Here is a 19,878-nt window from a genome sequence, read left to right on the forward strand (position 1 = left end):
CAACACTGCATCAAGCCGGTGTCTTTTTAACCCGCAACGCCTTGGCCTTAGCCTCCACCGCGAGGTACATCACCAACGCAATCAGCAGCGGCAAAATAAAGTAGATCGCGCGGTAGGCGATCAACCCGGCAAGCAAGCTGCCGCGCGACGCCTCATGCTGCAGCAAGCCGATAAACACCGCCTCCAGCACCCCAAGCCCCGCCGGGATATGTGTAACCACGCCGGCAATCGCGCTGATCAGCAACACGCCCAACACCAGTGGATAGTCCAGCTTGGCCGGCAACAAGGTGAAGATCACCGCCGCCATCAGTGACCAGTTCAGCGCGCCCATTGCCAGCTGTAAACAGGCCATGCGCAGCGACGGCAGGTTGATCTCGATGCCTTTGATCGACCACGCGCGCTTTGTCGAAAACCGGCAGGCTGCCAGGTAGCCGAGGCTGACCAACACCAACAACACACCTATGCCTTGCAAGGCCAGGGTGCTGACTTTCCACCCGGGCGGCATCGTCACCAAACCGCTGCTGAACACCACACCGGCCAGCGCCATATAGCCGAACCAATTGGTGGCCAGGCTCAGCCCAAGAATCTTGGCGATATTGCCGGTGCTTACCCCGAGCCGCGAATACAGCCGGTAACGCATGGCAATCCCGCCGACCCACGCGCTGAGGTTGAGGTTGAACGCGTAGCTGATGATTCCCACCGGCAGGATTTGCTTCCAACCCAGCGGTTGGCGGATGTAAGTGCGGCCGATGAGGTCGAAACTGGCGTAGACGAGAAAACTGCACAGGGTCAGTGCGCCGGCGATCAGCAACGTGCGCAGCTTGAAGTCGCCGAGTGTCTGCAGCACTTCGCTCCAGTCGATGCGCCGCGCGAGCAGGGTGAACAGCGCGATCAACACCAGGAAGAAGACGACGGTCAGCGGCTTCTTCCAGCGTTTGAGTCGTGAACCACCGGCTTCAGAGGTCATGGGCCTGGCTCTCGAAGGGTTTCAAACGCGGTTTGTGCGCGGGCAGCCAGCCCGTCAGCACGGGGAAGTGGCGCATCACATGAAACACCAAAAAACCCACGGTCAGCCGCCATAGCCACAGGCGTGGCTTGCGGTTTTCCGGCATGGTCTGGCAGTGCTCGCGGGCGAGCAGTTCCAGGCGTTCGTACAGCTGCTGGTTGAACGCGCGGTCGCGAATCAACACGTTGGCTTCCAGGTTCAGGGACAGGCTCAATGGGTCCAGGTTGCTTGAGCCTACGGTGCTCCACTCGTCGTCCACCAACGCGACTTTGCCGTGTAGCGGGCGCTGGCAATACTCATGGATCACCACGCCGTCCTTGAGCAAATAGTCATAAAGCATGCGCGCCGCCAGCTTGGCCAACAGCACGTCGGGCTGGCCTTGCATGATCAGCTGCACGTGCACGCCACGGCGCGCGGCATTGCGAATCTCGCGCAGCAGGCGGTAGCCGGGGAAGAAGTAGGCGTTGGCAATCACCACGCGTTTTTGCGCCTTGCTCAAGGCGTGGATATAGGCCTCTTCGATATCGTCGCGGTGTTGCACGTTGTCGCGGTAAATCAAACGTACCAGGCCGTCCTCATTGGCCGTTGTCCACGGTGTCGGCCGTTGCTGGCGCCGTCGCCAGCCGCGCCGCGTGCGCACCTGGCGGCCGCTTTGGGCCAGGGCGAAATGATGCAGGTCGGCGACCGCAGGGCCGGTCACGCGCACGGCATAATCCTGCTTGGCTTCGGGGCCGAAATCGCCCAGATGGTCGGCAGAAAAATTGATCCCGCCGATAAACGCCACGGTGGCGTCCACCACCACGATCTTGCGGTGCAGGCGACGGAACCAGTTGGTGCGAATCCCCAGCGTTTTCGACGCCGGGTCAAACATCTGCACCAGCACGCCAGCCTCGGCCAGCTCACCGAGAAACGCCGGGCTCAGCTCGCCGCAGCCAAACCCGTCGAGGCTGGCCACCACCTTGACGCCGCGCTGCGCCGCCTCGATCAGGATGCCTTTGAGCTCATGGCCGACCTTGTCTTCGAACAGAATAAAGGTCTCCAGCAGGATCTCCCGCTGGGCCTCGCGCATCGCGTCGAAGACCCTGGGGAAGTAAGCTTCGCCGTTCTCCAGCAACTCAAGACGGTTGCCACTCTGCCAGCCGTAATCGACATCTCGCGCCTTGGCGTCGTCGGGCGGCTGGTCGGTGGCAATGTGCTCTACCGCGACGGTCATAACTCGATCTCCACCGACAATGGCACATGGTCTGACAGATGCGACCACGGCCGGGTAGTCAGTACCTTGGGGTTGTGAATTTTCAGGTTGCGCACATAGATGCGGTCCAGCGGTAACAGCGGCAGGCGCGCCGGAAACGTGCGCGCGTGCTTGCCCGTGGCGTCAACAAACACTTCTCTGAGGCCGCTCTGGCTCAGGTCGGCCTTTTGGCGCCAGTCATTGAAATCACCGGCCACCACCAGCGGCGCGTCGGCCGGGATTTCGCTGATGCGCTGTTCCAGCAAACGCAATTGCTGCTGACGATGCACCTCGCGCAGGCCCAAGTGCATGCAGATCGCATGCACCTCTTGGCCGGTGCTGGGCAGGCGCAATACGCAATGCAGCAGCCCGCGGCTTTCATGGCCGCTTTGCGAGATGTCGAGGTTGTCGTAGCGCACGATCTGGAATTTGGACAGCAACGCGTTGCCGTGGTCGCCATGCGGGTAGACCGCGTTGCGCCCGTAAGCGAACTGCGGCCAGATGCTGTCGGCGAGGAACTCGTATTGCGGCATTTTCGGCCAGTCCTGGTAGCGCTGGGGATGGCGTTCGTGAGTGCCGTGGATTTCCTGTAAAAACACCATGTCGGCGCCCACGCTGCGCACCGCTTCACGCAGCTCGGGCAGGATGAAACGGCGGTTCAGCGCGGTGAAACCCTTGTGGATGTTCACCGTCAGCACTTTGAAGCGCGTGATGGCGGTGGTGGGCGTGGCGGGGATCAATTCCGGATGAGTCATGGCAGCACTCCGGGTTCCGGCAACTTGCCGGGCTCGGTGGCCAAGTGCTTATCCAGCTCGAAGCGCTGCAACAGTTGGCGCGCATCGAAGGGCGCGCGCACTTTGATGTCGTTGTCGAAATAGCAAAAAATATCGCGTTGCTTGCGCGCGCGTGGCGTGTGTTTAGAGTCGACCAAATGCGCATCCGCCGGTTGTTTGCCCTGGCGCCAGCGATCGATGCGGTCACCCCAACGCTTGATCGCCTCGCCGGTGTAGCCGCTGGCGTAGAGCTTCTTGTCACCGTGCAGGCGCAGGTACAGGAAGTTGGCGGTGACGTCTTCGATATACGGCCACTTGCCGGCGGTATCGGCGACCACCAGTGCCACGCCGTGCTTGTCCAGCATCTGCACAAACTCCGGTACTGCAAAACTCTTGTGGCGAATTTCCACCGCATGGCGCAGCGGCTTTTTGCCATGGGCTTGCATGCTCGCCTTGCCGTTCAGGCGCGGCTCGTGCTCGCGGGCGAGGGCGGCGGCCTGTTGGGTGTCGGTGGGGAGTTGCTGAAGAAAGGCTTCAAACAGCGGCGGGTCGAATGTGAAGCTGGGCGGGAACTGCCAGAGGATCGGCCCGAGTTTTTCTTTCAGTTCCAGCACCCCGGAAGCAAAGAAATTGGCCATCGGTTTGTGCACATCGCGCAAGCGCAGAATGTGGGTGATATAGCGCGGTGCCTTCACGCTGAACATGAAATTATCAGGCGTGTCGGCGTACCACTCGGCATAACGCTTGGGTGTTTGCAGGGCGTAAAACGAGCCGTTGATTTCGATGCTGTTGACGGCGCGTGACGCAAATTGCAATTCGCGTTTCTGGGTCAGGCCCTCGGGGTAGAAATCCCCCCGCCAGGGCGTGTAGCGCCAGCCGGAAATGCCGATGTGAATCGCCGCCATAATTGCTCCCGTGGATGCAGGGTCAAGTGACCTCCGTTTTGGGATGACTGCGGTTTTTGTCGGAAAGTTTCGCCGTTCCTACAGACGGTACGAGGTAAAGAATGTGGGCGCGGGCTGCCTGCGATAGCGGTAGGTCAGGCGATGAATGCGACGCTGGCGTACCGCAATCGCGGCAAGCCAGCGCCCATATTAGATGTGTGGCGTGCTGAATCAGTGTCCGACTACCGTGCGCGTCGACCTGTCGGCATACACCGGTCCCAACCGGTCCAGTCGGCCACTCCACGCCGTCAGTGCCAGGGCCACCAACACCACTGAGCCGCCGATCCACGCGGTGTGGATCAAGCCCATGTGCGCCACGATCAAGCCCCCGGCCCAGGCGCCGCCGGCAATTCCGAGGTTGAACGCCGCAATGTTCAAGCCCGACGCCACATCCACCGCCTGCGGAGTGTGACGTTCAGCCTGGCGCACCACGTACACCTGCAGGCCCGGCACATTGCCGAAGGCGACCGCGCCCCACACCAGCACGGTGGCCAGCGCCAGCCAGGGGTTGCTGGCGGTCAGGGTGAGGATGAACAGCACCGCCGCGAGCAGGGCGAAGATGATTTTCAACGCGCTGATCGGACCGCGTTTATCGGCCAGCTTGCCGCCCCAGATATTCCCCGCCGCCACCGAGATACCGTACACCAGCAGCACCAGGCTGACGGTGCCGGCGCTGAAGCCGGAAATGTCCTGAAGGATCGGCGCCAGAAAGGTAAACGCGATGAACGAGCCGCCGTAGCCGATGGCGGTCATGGCGTACACAAGCAGCAAACGTGGCTGCTTGAGCACTTGCAGTTGTTGCAGCAACGAGGCGGGTTTGCTGTGGGCGATGCTGTTCGGCACATAGATCAGGCTGCCGATAAACGCGATCACCCCCAGGGCCGAAACAGCGAGAAACGTTTCCCGCCAGCCGAAGTGCTGGCCGATAAACGTGCCCAGTGGCACGCCGGTGACCAGTGCAACGGTCAAGCCGGTAAACATGATCGCAATCGCGCTGGCGGCTTTCTCCTTGGGCACCAGGCTGGTGGCGATGGTCGAGCCAATCGAGAAAAACACCCCGTGGGCCAGGCCGGTGACGATTCGCGCCATCACCAGCGATTCATAACTCGGCGCCTGCCAGGCCAACAGGTTGCCAAGGGTGAACAGCACCATCAGCGACAACAGCAGTAGTTTGCGCGGCACCTTGCCGGTGAGGGCGGTGAGCACCGGCGCGCCAATGGCAACGCCCAAGGCGTACAGGCTGACCAGCAAGCCGGCGGACGGCAGGTCGACGCCCAGGTCGGCGCCGATGGTGGGTAACAGGCCAACGATGACGAACTCGGTCGTCCCGATGGCAAAAGCGCTGAGGGTCAGCGCGAGCAGAGCAATGGGCATGGCTGCAACTCCGATGGCTGTGATTCAGGAGCGCAGTGTCGGGATTTGGCCTGTGCGGAAAAAGACAGGGATCGGCATTTGATAGTTGACCGGTACGCAAAGATGCCCAATGGCGGGGAACGATCAAGGCTCAAACCCGTCAGTTCCTTACAGACCCTGCTGATGGAGCCCGGTGTTTTGCTGAATTTAAAGACTGCATTACTGCTTGGTGCGCTGCTGCTGTGTGGCAATGGCGCACTGCAAGCTGCTACGTCTGCGGCCGCCGCAGCGCCGGCCACGCCTGCCGCAGCGGCTGAACCGGCCAAACCGGAGTTGTTGGTCGAGGGCGGCTTGCTGGGCGCCATCAGTTCCAGCATTGACGATGTACAAGACAAGCTCGACCTCAACCAGAACCTCATCGACGCCTGGCGCTTGCGTGCCGATCGCGCGGCGGATGAGGTGGGGCGCCTGGTCGACCAGACGGCTGAGCGCTCGCCGTGGAGCGTGGCCGGCGACTTCCTGCTGCTGTCCGGCGTCTGGGTTGGCGCCTTTGCGGTGTTGACCCTGCTGGGGCACTTTGTTGTGCAGCGCTTGAGTCGGCGGCATTTTGTCGAGCGACGCGAACGCTTGCTGGCAGTCTTGGGGTATGTGGTGCCCTACACGATCCCCGCGCTCATCTGTCTGCCGCTGACCCTCTACGTCAGCCACTTCCTGGCCTCGTCGGTGGGCCGCGCGCTGGCGCTGTGTTTTGCCTACGCCACCAGCAGCGGCATCTTTTCCACGTCGATGTTGCTGTGCGTGATCGTCATGTTCAATCTCGGCCACAAGCGCCCGGCCGTGCAGATCATTCGCAACTACTGCCCCAAGCCGCTGTTCCTGATCGGCTTCCTGGCCGCCCTCAGCGACGCGCTGACCAGCCCGCAGATCGCCCGGCAGTTGGGTGGCAATATCACCAGCAGCATCGCGGTTTTCACCGGCCTGTTCGCGGCGGTGATTTTCGGTGTACTGGTGGTGCGCCTGCGCCGGCCGGTGGCGCATTTGATCCGTAATCGGCCACTGGCCCAGCGCCTCAAACACCCTGCGCTGCAGCAATCGCTGCGAGTGTTTTCCGGGCTGTGGTACTGGCCGATTCTGTTGATGGTGCTGGTCTCGGCGATCAACCTGATCGGCGCTGGCGACGATAACCAGAAGGCGCTGCGCTGTGCGCTGTTCACCACGATTTTGCTGATCGGCACGGTGTTTCTCAGCACCGTGCTGCAACACCTGTTCAAGTCCCGCAGCCAAGTGGCGATCCAGCGCAGCAGCGCCTACAAGGAGCGCTTCCTCAGCCTGTTGCACGCGATCTTGCGCATCGCCATGGCCATCGCGTTTATCGAAATTCTGGGGCGTATCTGGGGCATTTCGCTGTTCGAATTTGCCCAGCGCAACTCGGTGGGCCGCGCGATCAGCGACTCCCTGAGCAGCATCGGCCTGATCCTGCTGATGACCTGGCTGTTCTGGGTGGTGCTCGACACCGCGATTCAGGAAGCGCTGAAACCGCCGGTCAATAAACGCTCCAGCCGTCAGCCGAGTACGCGGGTCAAAACCATCCTGCCGCTGCTGCGTAACGCGGTGAAAATCATCCTGGTGGTGATCTGCGCGATCACCACCATGGCCAACCTTGGCATAAACGTTGCGCCGCTGCTGGCCGGTGCCGGTGTGGTTGGTCTGGCCATCGGTTTTGGCTCGCAGCAATTGGTGCAGGACGTGATCACTGGCCTGTTCATCATCATCGAGGACACGCTGTCCATCGGTGATTGGGTCGTACTCGACTCCGGCCACGCCGGTACCGTCGAAGGCCTGACCATCCGTACGTTGCGCCTGCGTGACGGCAAGGGTTTTGTGCACTCGGTGCCGTTCGGGCAGATCAAGGCGGTCACCAACCAGTCGCGGCAATTTGCCTATGCGTTCTTCTCGGTGCAGTTCACCTACGACACCGATGTGGACAAGGCCGTGGACCTGATCCGCGAGGCCGGGCAATCGATTCGCGATGACGTGTTCCTCAAGTACAACCTGCAAGGGCCGCTGGAGGTGTTTGGCGTCGACAAGATGGACCTCAACGGCGTGGTGCTGACCGCGCAGTTCCGCACGGTGTCGGGCGGGCAATACGCGGTGAGCCGCGCGTTCAACCAGCGCTTGAAAAAGCTTGTGGATAACTGTGATGAGGTGCACTTCGCGCAAACTTATCCACAGCAGGTCTTGCTGCCCAAGCGCACGGCGCAGGTGGATGAGCCGGATGAGGAAGCGCCGGCTTCGGTGGTGTTAACCGAGCAGCCGCGTACCCAATGAGGGAAGGTGTCTGGGCTGGCCCCATCGCGGGCAAGCCCGGCTCCCACCTTTTGACCGTGTGAACCCGTTCAATGTGGGAGCTGGCTTGCCTGCGATGAGGCCCTTGAAGTCACTGCGACTTAATGCCTGAGCAACTTCTCCTGCACCGCCAACTGATCCACCTCCACCCATATCTGCTGCTTGCCGCCGACCATCACCGCCGCCGGCAGCCCGTCGCGGTACACCACCCGATTGCCACTCACCGCCGGCACTTTACTGCCCGGCAGCAGCGTGCCCACCAGGTTCAGCGGATCAGCCCCGCACACCGCAATCAAACTGCCGTCATGCGGCCGGCGGCGGACTTCGCGCAATGACGCAATTGCCTCCGGCAACGCAAACTGCTCGCCCGCCAGCCCACTGACGAACCGCCCGCCGCGGATCTCCCCGCGCGCTTCGAGCCGATGGAAAGTACGCAGCAATTCGCGCCAGCTCGGCAGCCAATCCGCCTCACGCTCCAGCAACCGCCAGAACACCACGCCATAGCGGCGCAGCAAGGTCATCGCCACATGCTCCAGCGTCTCGGCCGAGTGTGGCCCGGCGGCGCTCGGTGAACGGCGCAACAAAGCCCAGCGCCCGGCGTCGTCCATGCCGCCGATAAACGCCCCGCGTCCGCGCCGGCTGCTGCGCGCCTGGCGTTTGCTGGCGGGTGTGGTCAGCGCGCGCAGGCCGGCGAAGCTGTCGGCATTCACCAGCCCTGCGCCCACCAGTTCCTGCAGCGCCGTCTCCAGTTCGCTGCGCAGCAGATGGGCTTCGTGCACCAGTTCGTCGAAAAATAGCGCGCCATGTTCACGCAGCGCCACGTGGACTTTCTGCGCCTTGGGCGACAGCGTGGTGCTGTCGGTCATCTCGGTCAGCCCGCTCCACAGCGGCACTTGGCTGCGCGGCAGCAACACCACCGGTGTGCTGCGCAGGGCCATTGCGCCAGCCTTGTTGCTCAGCCGCGTCCACACCAGCTTGCCGCTGCGGCACAAGTCATCGAGCCAGGTGGATGAGTAATCCTTGAGGCGCGCGCTCAGCAGGTCACTGTCCCAGGCCGAGGTGGCGGCGGCGTAGCCCTCAAACTGCGCGACAATCTGCGGCAACATGGCGCTGCCCTGGCCGCGTGTGCCGTCGGACAGGTGCTGCCAATCGAACAGAAAGCGCATGAAATCCTGCAGCGCCACGGGCTCGATTTCCCGGCGCAGGCGCTTGACCGTGTAGCGATGAATGCGCGCGAGCAAATGCCGTTCGCACCACTGTTCTTCGCTGGCGCCAGGGCTGAAACGGCCGCGCAGCACGTAGCCTTCCTGCTCCAGGCGAGCGAGTGCCTGGGTTACGTCTGCCACCGGCAGGGCCAACGGCGCGGCGATCTCGATCAGGCTCAGCGGGCCGAACCCGCCGAGGCGGGCGCGCAGCACTTCGACCAGCGCATCATCAGTGGTCCAGGGTTCATCGAAGCCCGGCAGCAACGGCAAGTCGTTGGGATAAATAGCCTGCAAACAGCTCAAGCGTTCCACCGCCACCCACAGGCCATTGCTCAATGCATAGGCGCGCCCACCCTTGGCCAAGGCCTGCAGCCACTCGGCCCATTGCGGCGTGACCTCGTGAGTGGCAATGCAGGCCAGGCTCATCAGCGCTTCGTGCATTTCGTCCAGGCCATTGGGCGCCGGCCAGGCTTCCTCGCGCACGCCGGCGATGGCCTCGGCATCCAGCGCGCCGAGGTCGTCGGTGCTGTGCGGGTCGCTCCAGCGCCGATTGAGCACGGCTTGGGTACGGCGTTCTTCCAAGGGGGCGTCGTCGAGAAAGGTGTAGGGGCGCGCGCTGAGAATTTCCGCGGCCATGGGCGAGGGCGCCGGCAGGTCACGGCTGATCAGCCGCACTTCGCCGCTTTCCATGCGCCGCAGCAACGCCAGCCAGGCGTTGCTGTCCATGGCGTCGTGCAAGCAGTCGTCGAGGGTCTGCTCCACCAAGGGGTGCTCGGGCACTTCGCGCTCGCCGGCGAGGTTTTCCAGGCAGGCGATCTGGTCGGGAAACACGTTGGCGATCAGGTCTTCGCTTTTCATGCGCTGGATCTGCGGCGCCACTTTGCGCCCGCCGGTATAACGCGGCAACGCCAGTGCCACACCGGCGTTCCAGCGCCAGCGCACGCCGAACAGCGGCGCGTCCAGCACAGCCTGGATCAGGACGTGCTCGGCACTGTTGCTGTTCAGATACCGCCACACGTCATCCAGCTCGAAACTGTGGCTGGTCGACAGCGACAGCACGATTGCATTTTCACTGGCCGCCGCCTGCAATTCGACATTGAACGTGCGGCAAAAACGCTTGCGCAACGCCAGGCCCCAGGCGCGATTGATACGGCTGCCAAACGGTGTGTGAATGATCAATTGGGTGCCGCCGGACTCGTCGAAAAACCGCTCCATGATCAACGTGTCCTGGGACGGCAGCGCGCTCAGGGCCAGGCGTGCGCGGGCCAGGTAATCGAGGATCTGCTCGGCGCTGGCGTGGTTCAGGCCAAGGGTGCCGGTGAGCCAGTCGAGGGCCGCTTGCAAGTCGCCGGGCGTGGCGCTGAGCAGCGCGTCGAGCTGGCCTTGAAACCGCGCCACCGCCGCCGACAATTCGTTGCTGCGCCCCGGCGCCTCGCCCAGCCAGAACGGAATGGTCGGCGGCTGGCCGTGGGCGTCCTCAACCCGCACCTTGCCGGCTTCGACCCGCAAAATTCTGTAGGACGTATTACCGAGCTGGAAGATATCCCCAGCGATGCTTTCCACCGCGAAGTCTTCGTTGACGCTGCCGATGTTCAGGCTCTGCGGCTCCAGCAGCACGCTGTAGTCGGCGTTGTCGGGGATGGTGCCGCCGCTGGTCACGGCGGTCAGCTTGGCGCCACGGCGGCCGCGCAGGGTGTGGGTCACGGCGTCGCGGTGCAGGTAGGCGCTACGGATGCCCTGGCGGCCGTTATAGCCCTCGGCGAGCATCTGCAACAGCGCCTGGTAATGGCGTTCGTCCAGCGCGGCGTAGGGCGAGGCGCGGCGAATGAGATCGAGCAATGCGGGTTCCGACCATTCCTGCGCACTGACTTCGGCGATGATCTGCTGGGCCAGTACATCCAGCGGCGCGACCGGAATCTGCAAGGTGTCCAGCTCACCCCGGCGCACGCAGTCGAGCAGGGCGGCGCACTCGATCAAGTCGTCGCGGGTGGTGGCGAACAGGCGCCCCTTGGGCGTGCCGCCGACCTGGTGCCCGGAACGGCCAACGCGTTGCAGGAAACCATTGATTGAGCCGGGCGAGCCGATCTGACACACCAGGTCGACGTCACCGATATCAATCCCCAGCTCCAGGGACGCAGTGGCGATCAGCACTTGCAACTCGCCGGCCTTGAGCCGTTGTTCGGCGTCCAGGCGCAGCTCTTTGGCCAGGCTGCCGTGGTGCGCGGCCACGGCGGTTTTGCCCAGGCGCTCGCTCAAGTGCCGTGCCAGGCGTTCGGCCAGGCGCCGGGTGTTGACGAAAATCAGCGTGGTGCGGTGTTCGCGCGCCAACTCGGCGAGGCGGTTGTAGACCAGTTCCCACACGTCGTTGGCCATGACCGCCGAGAGCGGCACCGGCGGCACTTCGATATCCAGGTCACGCGGGCGGGCGTGGCCGATATCGACAATTGCGCAGGGGCGCTCGGTGCCGACCAAAAAGCGCGACACCGCCTCGATGGGCTTTTGCGTGGCAGACAGGCCAATGCGGGTCAGCGGTTCGGCGCACAGGCCCTGCAGGCGTTCCAGGCTCAGGGCCATATGGCTGCCGCGCTTGCTGGCGGCGATGGCGTGGATTTCATCGACGATCACCGTGCGCGTGCTGGCGAGCATGTGCCGGCCGGAGTCCGAACCCAGCAGCACGTAGAGCGATTCCGGGGTGGTCACCAGGATATGCGGCGGGCGCTTGCGCATCTGTGCGCGGTCTTTTTGCGGGGTGTCGCCGGTGCGCACGGCGGTGCGGATCACCAAGGGCGGCAAGCCCATCGCCTGCAGCTGCGCGGTGATGCCGGTGAGCGGGTTTTGCAGGTTGATCTGGATGTCGTTGGACAATGCCTTGAGCGGCGAGACATACACCACCAGCGTCTCGTCCGGCAGTTGCCCGCCATTCGCCAGGCCTTGGTGCACCAGGTCATCCAGTACGGCGAGGAACGCCGTCAGGGTCTTGCCGGAACCGGTGGGCGCAGCGATCAGGGTGGAGCGGCGCTGGCGAATCAGCGGCCACGCCTGGGCCTGGGCGCTGGTCACCGAGGGGAAAGCGTTGCGGAACCAGGCGCTGACAGCGGGGTGAAAGCCGTTCAAGACCGTGTCCGTGGTTTCAGGAAGGTTCATACCCCTTATATGCAACCGGCGGTGCCAAGTTGCAAGCCCGCACTTTATCCGTGACGGTTGCGCTACAAACCCGCAAAATGCAACGATTCTGGAATAAACCTACGGCCGGCTTCATCCGCCTGCCGACAATAACCATCGTTCCAAACAGACCGGGCCTGCACACTCTATGCGAATGCGCCTTATGTTACTGGGCGGCGGGAATGCCCTCGGGCAAGCGCTGATTCGCCTCGGTGCAGAGGAAGACATCGGTTTCCTCGCACCCAAACCGCCCCAAGACGGCTGGGATGCCGCGAGCCTTACCCAATTGCTCGACGACACCCGTCCCGATGCGTTGATCAACCTCGCCTACTATTTCGACTGGTTTCAGGCCGAAGCGGTCAGCGAAACCCGTTTGGCCTCTCAGGAATTCGCCATCGAGCGCCTGGCCGAGTTGTGTCAGCACCACAACATTACCTTGCTGCAACCGTCCAGCTACCGCGTGTTCGATGGCTCCCGCGCCACCGCCTACAGCGAAAAAGACGAGCCGGTGCCCCTGGGCCTGCGTGGCCAGGCGTTGTGGCGCATCGAGCAAAGCGTGCGCGCTACCTGCCCGCAACATGTGCTGCTGCGTTTTGGTTGGCTGCTGGATGACAGCGTCGACGGCACCCTCGGGCGCTTTTTGGCGCGGGCCGAGAAGCCGGATGAGTTGCTGATGGCCGATGATCGCCGGGGTAACCCGACGCCCGTGGACGATGCCGCGCGGGTGATCATCTCGGTGCTCAAGCAACTTGATTGCGCGGCGCCGCTGTGGGGCACCTATCACTACGCCGGGCACGAGGCGACCACACCGTTGGCGCTGGGCCAGGCGATCCTTACCGAAGCGCGTAATTTCCACCCGCTGGCGATCGAATCGCCTACCGCCCAGGCTCACGCGGCACGCCCGGATGCGGCAGATGAACCGCAACACGCGGTGCTGGCCTGCAAGAAAATCCTGCACACCTTCGGCATCAAGCCTCGGGCATGGCGGGCGGGGTTACCGGCGTTGCTGGATCGGTTCTACCGCCACAGCTGACACCGCACAAAACCAAAATGTGGGAGCGGGTTTTGTGTGGGAGCTGGCTTGCCTGCGATCGCATCACCTCGGTATCACTGATACACCGAGGTGTCTGCATCGCGGGCAAGCCCGACTCCCACACAAGCCCGCTCCCACAGGGGTTATGCAGTGTTACTTAGAACTTGTAGCCGATACCCACCATGTAAACCATCGGGTCAACGTCCACATTGACCTTGGCACGTGTGCCCTGGCCCAGCGCATTGTTGTCCACGGTGGCCTTGGTGCTGATGTCGATGTAGCGCGCCTGGGCGTTGATCATCCACTTGTCGTTGATCATGTAGTCGGCGCCGATCTGCGCGGCCCAGCCCCAGGAGTTTTCGGCCTTGAAGTTGCTGAAACCGGCTTGTTCGGCGCGGCTGCTGACGTGCTCGTCGTAGATCCAGGTGTAGTTGATACCGGCGCCCACGTACGGCTGAAAGGCGGATTTGCTATCCATCGGGTAGTACACAACGCTCAGGGTTGGCGGCAGGTGCTTGAGGGTGCCGAGCTTGCCGTTGGCGGCGCCGAGGGCGGTGTTCTTTATCTTCACATCGTGCTCGAACGGCGTGGCCGCCAGCAGTTCGATACCGACGTGGTTGGTCAGCATGTAGGCGAAGTTCAACCCCAGTTGGGTGTCGCTGCTCATGGTCGCCTTGCCGCCCAGGTTGGTGCCCGCCAATGGGCCCTGATCAACCTTCACATGGCCACTTTCAGCTTCCGGATTCACGGTAATTGCACCGGCGCGAATCAGAATTTCGCCCGCTTCGTGAGCGTGTGCGACCGGGGCGGCGAGGGCGAGCGCGAAGAGGGACGCGCCGAGCAGAGACTTGTTCATGGGAGCTCCAAAAGGACGTTAAAAGTTGTACGTCCAATGGTAAAGATCGTTCCGTTCGATCCTTTGACTCAGCTCAATGAAAGGACGATCAGCCCCTATTCCTGCAGCTCGTAGACATAAATCTTGTCGGCATCCATTTGATAACCGGCGTCGGCCAGTTCGCTGGATGACGGCTTGACCTGCATCGCGCCTTCGATCCAATACGGCTGATACAACTCATCGAGTTTCACCCCGACTTCGCTTTTCACATGCACGATCTGGTTCGACGGCGGCGGCGGTACGTGGATGCACGCGCCGAAATACGGCACCAGCAAAAACTCGGTGGTGCGGCCTTCTTCGCTGACTTCCAGCGGCACGATGTAACCCGGCAAACGGATGTACTTACCGTCCAGGCTTTGCACCACCGGCGCGTTGGGCAAGTCTTGCTTGGCGGCCGGCGCCGACTCGACCGACAGCGCGTCGGCCATGTTCGACAGGTCGTGCAGCGGTTTCATGTTGGGGATTTCCGGCGGCGCGTCCGGTGGGATCATCTCCTGCCATGACAGATCCTTCGGCTGGTCTTCGGCCCAGATGGGCACTGCCACCAACAGCAACATTGCAAACAGGGCACGACGCATCGAAGCCTTCCTCATAAACGTATGGACAGGCCATCGGCCAGTGATTGTCGATAGGCGCGCCACGCGGGGACGCTGCCCATCAACAGCGCCGCGGCGAGAATGCCGGCGAGCAAGGTCCATTCATATTCGCTCGGCCATGACATCGGCAGGTCCAGCCCGTAATTGGCCTGCAAATACCCGCGCGACGCGGCGATGCACAGGTACAGCAGACCAACGCCCGCCACCACGCCAGACAGCGCCAGGGCGAAGGCTTCAAAGATCAGCAGCGTTGCGATATGCCACGGCCGCGCGCCCACCGAGCGCAAAATGGCCATTTCACGGCGGCGCTCGTTGAGGCTGGTGAGGATCGCCGTAAGCATGCCGATCAAACCGGTCAGCACCACGAACAGCGAGATCACGAACAGCGCTTTTTCGGCGGTGCCCATCATGCTCCACAACTCTTGCAGGGCCACGCCCGGCAATATCGCCAGCATCGGCTCGCCGCGAAATTCATTGATTTCGCGTTGCAGGGCGAAGGTGGAAATCTTGTTGTTCAGGCCGAGCATGAACGCGGTTATGGCCTGTGGCGTGAGGTCCATGTTGCGCGCCTGATCGGCGCTGATGCGGCCTTTGCCCTGGGCCGGCACGCCGTTGTGCCAGTCGATGTGAATGGCTTCCATGCCACCGAGGCTGATGTGCAGCGTGCGGTCCACCGGCGTGCCGGTGCGTTTCAAAATGCCGACCACGGTGAACGGTTTGTCATCGTGTTTGACCAGGCTGACCACCGCGACACCGTGGGCCAGCACCAGCTTGTCGCCCAGCTTGTAATGCAGCGCCTCGGCGACTTCGGCACCGAGCACCACCTCAAACGGGTCGGTGGCAAAGGCGCGGCCGCTGGCCAGTTCGAGGTTCTGTTTGCGGCCGTACTGGTAGTGCTCGAAGTAGGATTGGTTGGTGCCCATCACCCGATAGCCGCGGTGCGAGTCGCCGAGGGAAATCGGGATCGCCCATTTCACCTGCGGGCTGGCGGCGAAGTGCTCGTAGCTGTCCCAACGGATGTTGTTGGTGGCGTTGCCGATACGGAACACCGAGTACAGCAGCAAATTGACCGAGCCCGAACGCGCGCCGACGATCAGGTCGGTGCCGCTGATGGTGCTGGCAAAACTGTTGCGCGCCTCAACGCGCACGCGTTCCACCGCGAGCAACAAACAGACTGACAGCGCGATGGCAAAGGCGGTGAGGATCGCGGTAAAGCGGCGGTTAGCCAGGCTGGCCATGGCTAGACGAAACAAATACATCTCAAACCTCTGCGGGCGTGGCGGCGCGATTGAGTTCGGCCAGCGACAGGTGGCGGTCGAACAGCGGCGCGAGGCTCTGGTCATGGCTGACAAACAACAGGCTGGCGCCAGCGTCGCGGCATTCGGCGAACAACAACTGAATGAAAGCTTCGCGGGCGTCGTAGTCCAGCGCCGAGGTGGGTTCGTCGGCGATCACCAGTTCCGGTTGGCCGATCAGCGCGCGGGCGGCGGCGACGCGTTGTTGTTGGCCGATAGACAGTGAGTCGGCGCGGCGCTCAAGCAGGTTGTTGTCGTTGAGGCCCAAATGCGCGAGCAAGGTCGCGGCGGCCTGGTCGACGCTGCCGTGGCGCTGAACCGCGCGTTGCGCGCGCAGCTTGGAAAAGTGGCAAGGCAGCTCGACGTTCTCGCGCACCGACAGAAACGGCAGCAGGTTGAACTGCTGGAAGATGTAGCCGGTGTGGTCCACGCGAAAGCGGTCGCGCGCGCCGGCCGAGAGTTCGGTCAGCTCCTGGCCGAGCAGGCGGATGCTGCCCCGGCTGGGTTTTTGCACGCCGCCGAGCAGGCCGAGCAGCGTGGTTTTGCCGCTGCCGCTCGGGCCTTTGAGAAACAGGGTTTCGCCGGCTTGCAGGCTAAACGCTGGGATGTCCAGCAACTGTGGGTGACCGGGCCAGTTGAAGCCCAGGTCAGACAGTTCGATCAGTGCTTGGGTCATGTGAAATCAATATCGCCTGGTTGTAGAGCGTGGCGCCGATCCAATGTGGGAGCTGGCTTGCCTGCGATGACGGCGGCACATTCAATATGGATGTGTCTGTTATACCGCTATCGCAGGCAAGCCAGCTCCTACATTGACCGTGTTTCAAATCAGAACTTCAGGGTGGCTGCGGTGGCCGTGGCTTCCACACCTTGCTGGCCGCTTGGGCCGATCAGTTGTACCTGAATCTTCTGAGTGGCGGGGAAGGTCTTGAACACCTGGGTCAGGTCGAGGTTGCTCAAGGCCGTCGGCGTGGCGCAGGTGAACTGGTAGTGGGCGTGGATTTCACTGTGGTCATGATGATGTTCGTGGGCGGCTGCGCCTTTGCCGTCGGTGGCGTGGTCATCGTCGTCATCGTCGTCATCATGATCGGCTTCAGGCTTGTCGCCGAACAGCGGGCTGTTGAGTTCCTGGGTGCTGATCACACAACCGGCGGGCTTGGGCAGGTTGAACAGGGCCAACGGGTTTTCCAGCTGTTTGCGCACTGCAGCGACTTTGGCTTTGTCGGCCGGCGTGCTGGCCTGGTGTTCAAAACCCACGAGGTTCATGGCCGGGCTGTCAAATTCCAGCTCAAGCGCCTGACCGTCGAGTACCGCATTGAGACGGCCGACGCCATGCTCGTGGGCGCCGAGGCTGCCGTGCTCATGTTCGTGATCATCGTGAGCGTGGGCAACTGCCAGTGGCAGCAGGGCAAACGGCAAAGCAAGCAGCAGACGGCGCATGAGAAGGCTCCAGAACATGAAAGTTTTGTTATGTGATCTTATAACAATAGTGCCAGAGTTTGACCGCCCGCTTGGCGTTGCGCAAGCCGCGTGGGAGCATGCTCGTCAGAAAAGTGCAGGAGTAGGGACGATGTTGCGAATTCGTGGAACGGTCGGCGACATGCCGGTGGACTTGACCCTGGAGCTGGATGACGGCGATTGGGCGCGCTTGGGCGCCCAGTTGCAGGCCGCGCCTACGCCGAGCGCGCCCGCTGCCGCGCCGGTCAAACACAATGATGATCTGTGGCAGAACGCCCAGGACCTGTTGCGCAAGGCCGGGCAACTCAACGGGCTGGAACTGCTCGATCAGCTGGAAGGCTTGGCCGGTGACGCCGCATCAGGCAAGCGCCTGCTGGTGCGCTTGCGCCATAACGCCAGCGTGAAAGTGACCAGCGGCGGGGATACGCCGCTGTACAGCTGGATCGGCGATTAGTACAGCGCAGCAAACAACTTGCGGCGGTACGCGGTGACCAGCGGGTGGTCATTGCCGAGCAGTTCAAACACCTGCAGCAAGGTCTTGTGCGGCAAGCCTTCGCTGTAGCTGCGGTTGCGGATAAACAGCTTGAGCAAGCCTTCCAGCGCCGCGTCGTATTGCTGGCGTGCCAGCTGCTGAATCGCCAGCTGATAGGCCGCCTCATCATCCTGCGGGTTTTGCGCCAGGCGGCTTTTCAAGTCGGCGGCGTCCGGCAGCTCGGCGGCCTGGCGCAGGAAGGTGATTTGCGCCTTGGCGCCGGCGAGGGCGGCTTTGTGGTCATCGCTTTTCACGGCGTCGAGCACGGCCTGGGCTTCGCCCAGTTCACCGCGCTCGGCCAGGCAGCGCGCGTACAGGATCAGCGCGCCGGCGTTGGTGTTGTCTTCGCCCAGCATCGTCACCAGGACCGCTTCGGCATCGCTGATGCGGCCTTCGGCAAACAGCGCCTGGGCCTGCTCCAGCGGATCAGCCGCCGCCGGTGGTGGCATCTGCACGTGCGGCTCCAGCATTGCGCGCACCGCCGACTCCGGCTGCGCGCCGGCAAACCCGTCCACCGGCTGGCCGTCCTTGAACAGCACCACCGTAGGCAGGCTCTGAATGCCAAAACGCGCGACGATATCCTGCTCCGCCTCGCAATCGACCTTGGCCAGCAGCAACTCGCCCTGATAACTCTCGGCAATTTTCGCCAACATTGGCATCAACGCCTTGCACGGCGCGCACCACTCCGCCCAGAAATCCACCAGCACGGGTTTCTCGAAGGAGTTCTGGATCACTGCCTGGTCGAAGTTGGCGGTGGTGACATCGAAGATGTACGGCGTGGGCTCACTCATGGGGCGTCTCGAATAAAGCGGGAATGGGGCAACTATAAGGTGATGGAGTCCAGATCGCTATCGCGGGCAAGCCGCTCCCACACTTGGCCCGTTCCCTTGTGGGAGCGGGCGTGCCCGCGATGGCCTCAAGCGCGCCGCGAATGGTACAGGCTCACCTTGCGAAACTCCCAAGGCTCGGCCAGGTCCGGCAGGGTCAGTGCCTCAAGGATTTCCAGGCGTTGATAAGCCGGGTGCTGGAAGTCGCGCACGCGCGAATCTGCTACCAGTGCTTCACGGCCGCGCGTCAGGAATTGATCAAGCAGCGGCAGGTTGGCGCGGTCGTAGAGTACGTCGGCCACCAGGATCAGGTCGAAGCGATCGGCTTCGGCGAAAAAATCCGCTGAATAACCCAGGGTCACACCGTTGAGTTCGGCATTCGCCCTGCAGGATGCCAACGCCAGCGGGTCCAAATCACACGCGACCACTTCCAGCGCGCCCGCCTTGATGGCGGCAATCCCGGCCACGCCAGAGCCTGCGCCAAAATCCAGCACGCGCTTGCCGGCAACCCATTCGGGGTGCGCCGCCAGGTAACGCGCCAGCGCCAGACCGCTGGCCCAGCAGAAACTCCAATAGGGCGGCTCATGCAGGATGCGCCGGGTTTCTTCGGGGCTGAAGGCGCGGTCCATATTGTCCGCGTCCAGCAGCCACAACGACAGCTCGGTGCCCGGCAGCGGGCAGGGCACCAGTTGCGCGTCGCCGATCAGCTCGCTCAGGGCGCGTTGCAGGTCCAGCAGTGGCGTCATGGCGCCGGGACGAGTTGCAGCGGGCCGGTGGCCTGGGTAATTGCCTGGGTGATGCGCACGGCGGGCAGGTGCAGGATCAACTGGCCGGACTGGCTGGCGCGACCGCGCAATTCAACCCGCGCACCGGCCGGGAAGGCTTCCGGGTTAAAGCGCAGGCGGAACGCCAGGGGCTTGCCATTGCCGGTCAACACGCTGCTGGCGAGCAGCTGTTGCGGGCGGTTGCGCTCGTCAATCACCAGCAGGGCCAGTTCGACTTCGGCGTTGGCCGGCACGCCGTTGAGGGTGCCGTTTATTTCGCGCTGGTAAGCCGGCAGCGGGCCGAGGTCTTCAATGCCGGGCACTTTTTTCTCTTGGGCGGGCGTCGGTTGAGGCGCCGAAGGCTTGGGGGCTTCGCTGCTGCAGGCGACCAGAAAACTGAACAGGGCGAGTAAAACAAGTGGTCGTAACTGCATGTACGGCTCCAGAAAGGGCAAAATCCG

Annotated in this window: 17 protein-coding genes; 3 read left to right on the forward strand and 14 right to left on the reverse strand. The window is 62.9% G+C overall.

What is annotated here, in order from left to right; translation table 11 throughout:
• Nucleotides 1–10: 10 nt before the first annotated feature.
• The 5 genes from NTD89_RS17625 to NTD89_RS17645 form a co-directional block, all read right to left on the reverse strand.
• Nucleotides 11–967: a lysylphosphatidylglycerol synthase domain-containing protein gene (locus tag NTD89_RS17625; RefSeq protein ID WP_262208810.1), complete on the reverse strand. Its 957-nt coding sequence runs from the start codon at nt 965–967 to the stop codon at nt 11–13.
• Nucleotides 957–2,219 (reverse strand): cardiolipin synthase ClsB, encoded by a 1,263-nt coding sequence (gene clsB, locus NTD89_RS17630; protein WP_262208812.1) that lies wholly within the window; start codon nt 2,217–2,219, stop codon nt 957–959. The genes NTD89_RS17625 and clsB overlap by 11 nt, the downstream gene beginning before the upstream one ends.
• Nucleotides 2,216–2,992 (reverse strand): endonuclease/exonuclease/phosphatase family protein, encoded by a 777-nt coding sequence (locus NTD89_RS17635; RefSeq protein ID WP_262208813.1) that lies wholly within the window; start codon nt 2,990–2,992, stop codon nt 2,216–2,218. The genes clsB and NTD89_RS17635 overlap by 4 nt, the downstream gene beginning before the upstream one ends.
• Complete coding sequence (locus NTD89_RS17640) at nt 2,989–3,915, reverse strand: DUF72 domain-containing protein (protein ID WP_262208815.1); 927 nt, start codon at nt 3,913–3,915, stop codon at nt 2,989–2,991. The genes NTD89_RS17635 and NTD89_RS17640 overlap by 4 nt, the downstream gene beginning before the upstream one ends.
• A gap of 210 nt (nt 3,916–4,125) precedes the next feature.
• A complete protein-coding gene (locus tag NTD89_RS17645) occupies nt 4,126–5,328 on the reverse strand; it encodes an MFS transporter (protein ID WP_262208817.1) in 1,203 nt (400 codons plus the stop codon).
• 177 nt (nt 5,329–5,505) lie between these two features.
• Here NTD89_RS17645 and NTD89_RS17650 point away from each other — a divergent pair, with 177 nt between their 5' ends.
• Nucleotides 5,506–7,635 carry a mechanosensitive ion channel family protein gene (locus NTD89_RS17650; protein ID WP_262208819.1) on the forward strand — a complete coding sequence of 710 codons (2,130 nt, stop codon included), beginning with the start codon at nt 5,506–5,508 and terminating at the stop codon, nt 7,633–7,635.
• Nucleotides 7,636–7,754: 119 nt separating this feature from the next.
• Here NTD89_RS17650 and NTD89_RS17655 read toward each other — a convergent pair whose 3' ends face one another.
• Nucleotides 7,755–12,002 (reverse strand): DEAD/DEAH box helicase, encoded by a 4,248-nt coding sequence (locus NTD89_RS17655; RefSeq protein WP_262208820.1) that lies wholly within the window; start codon nt 12,000–12,002, stop codon nt 7,755–7,757.
• Between the two features lie 166 nt (nt 12,003–12,168).
• On the opposite strand from NTD89_RS17655, the gene NTD89_RS17660 reads away from it, so the two are divergent.
• Entirely contained in the window at nt 12,169–13,053 is an 885-nt protein-coding gene (locus NTD89_RS17660; protein ID WP_145162653.1) for a sugar nucleotide-binding protein, read from the forward strand.
• Between the two features lie 157 nt (nt 13,054–13,210).
• Here NTD89_RS17660 and NTD89_RS17665 read toward each other — a convergent pair whose 3' ends face one another.
• The 5 genes from NTD89_RS17665 to NTD89_RS17685 form a co-directional block, all read right to left on the reverse strand.
• A complete protein-coding gene (locus NTD89_RS17665) occupies nt 13,211–13,909 on the reverse strand; it encodes an OmpW/AlkL family protein (protein ID WP_145162650.1) in 699 nt (232 codons plus the stop codon).
• A gap of 95 nt (nt 13,910–14,004) precedes the next feature.
• Nucleotides 14,005–14,526 carry a DUF3299 domain-containing protein gene (locus NTD89_RS17670; protein ID WP_262208821.1) on the reverse strand — a complete coding sequence of 174 codons (522 nt, stop codon included), beginning with the start codon at nt 14,524–14,526 and terminating at the stop codon, nt 14,005–14,007.
• 11 nt (nt 14,527–14,537) lie between these two features.
• Nucleotides 14,538–15,803 carry an ABC transporter permease gene (locus NTD89_RS17675; RefSeq protein WP_262208822.1) on the reverse strand — a complete coding sequence of 422 codons (1,266 nt, stop codon included), beginning with the start codon at nt 15,801–15,803 and terminating at the stop codon, nt 14,538–14,540.
• Nucleotide 15,804: 1 nt separating this feature from the next.
• Nucleotides 15,805–16,515, reverse strand: coding sequence for an ABC transporter ATP-binding protein (locus NTD89_RS17680; RefSeq protein WP_145162641.1), 711 nt, complete (start codon nt 16,513–16,515; stop codon nt 15,805–15,807).
• A 149-nt stretch (nt 16,516–16,664) separates the two neighbouring features.
• Entirely contained in the window at nt 16,665–17,276 is a 612-nt protein-coding gene (locus NTD89_RS17685; protein ID WP_262208823.1) for a DUF2796 domain-containing protein, read from the reverse strand.
• 130 nt (nt 17,277–17,406) lie between these two features.
• Between NTD89_RS17685 and NTD89_RS17690 the strand changes: the two genes are divergently transcribed.
• Nucleotides 17,407–17,748: a hypothetical protein gene (locus NTD89_RS17690; protein WP_262208824.1), complete on the forward strand. Its 342-nt coding sequence runs from the start codon at nt 17,407–17,409 to the stop codon at nt 17,746–17,748.
• On the opposite strand, the gene trxA is transcribed toward NTD89_RS17690, so the two are convergent.
• From trxA to NTD89_RS17705, 3 genes are all read right to left on the reverse strand, one after another.
• Nucleotides 17,745–18,617, reverse strand: a complete 873-nt coding sequence (gene trxA / locus NTD89_RS17695; RefSeq protein WP_145162632.1) for a thioredoxin — start codon at nt 18,615–18,617, stop codon at nt 17,745–17,747. The two genes, NTD89_RS17690 and trxA, sit on opposite strands and share 4 nt — an antisense overlap.
• Nucleotides 18,618–18,742: 125 nt before the next feature.
• Nucleotides 18,743–19,399, reverse strand: a complete 657-nt coding sequence (locus NTD89_RS17700) for a class I SAM-dependent methyltransferase (RefSeq protein WP_262208825.1) — start codon at nt 19,397–19,399, stop codon at nt 18,743–18,745.
• Nucleotides 19,396–19,851 carry a YbaY family lipoprotein gene (locus tag NTD89_RS17705; RefSeq protein ID WP_145162626.1) on the reverse strand — a complete coding sequence of 152 codons (456 nt, stop codon included), beginning with the start codon at nt 19,849–19,851 and terminating at the stop codon, nt 19,396–19,398. The genes NTD89_RS17700 and NTD89_RS17705 overlap by 4 nt, the downstream gene beginning before the upstream one ends.
• Nucleotides 19,852–19,878: the final 27 nt, after the last annotated feature.

Origin of the sequence: Pseudomonas sp. 14P_5.3_Bac1 (genome assembly GCF_025466135.1) — a bacterium.
GTDB lineage: Bacteria > Pseudomonadota > Gammaproteobacteria > Pseudomonadales > Pseudomonadaceae > Aquipseudomonas.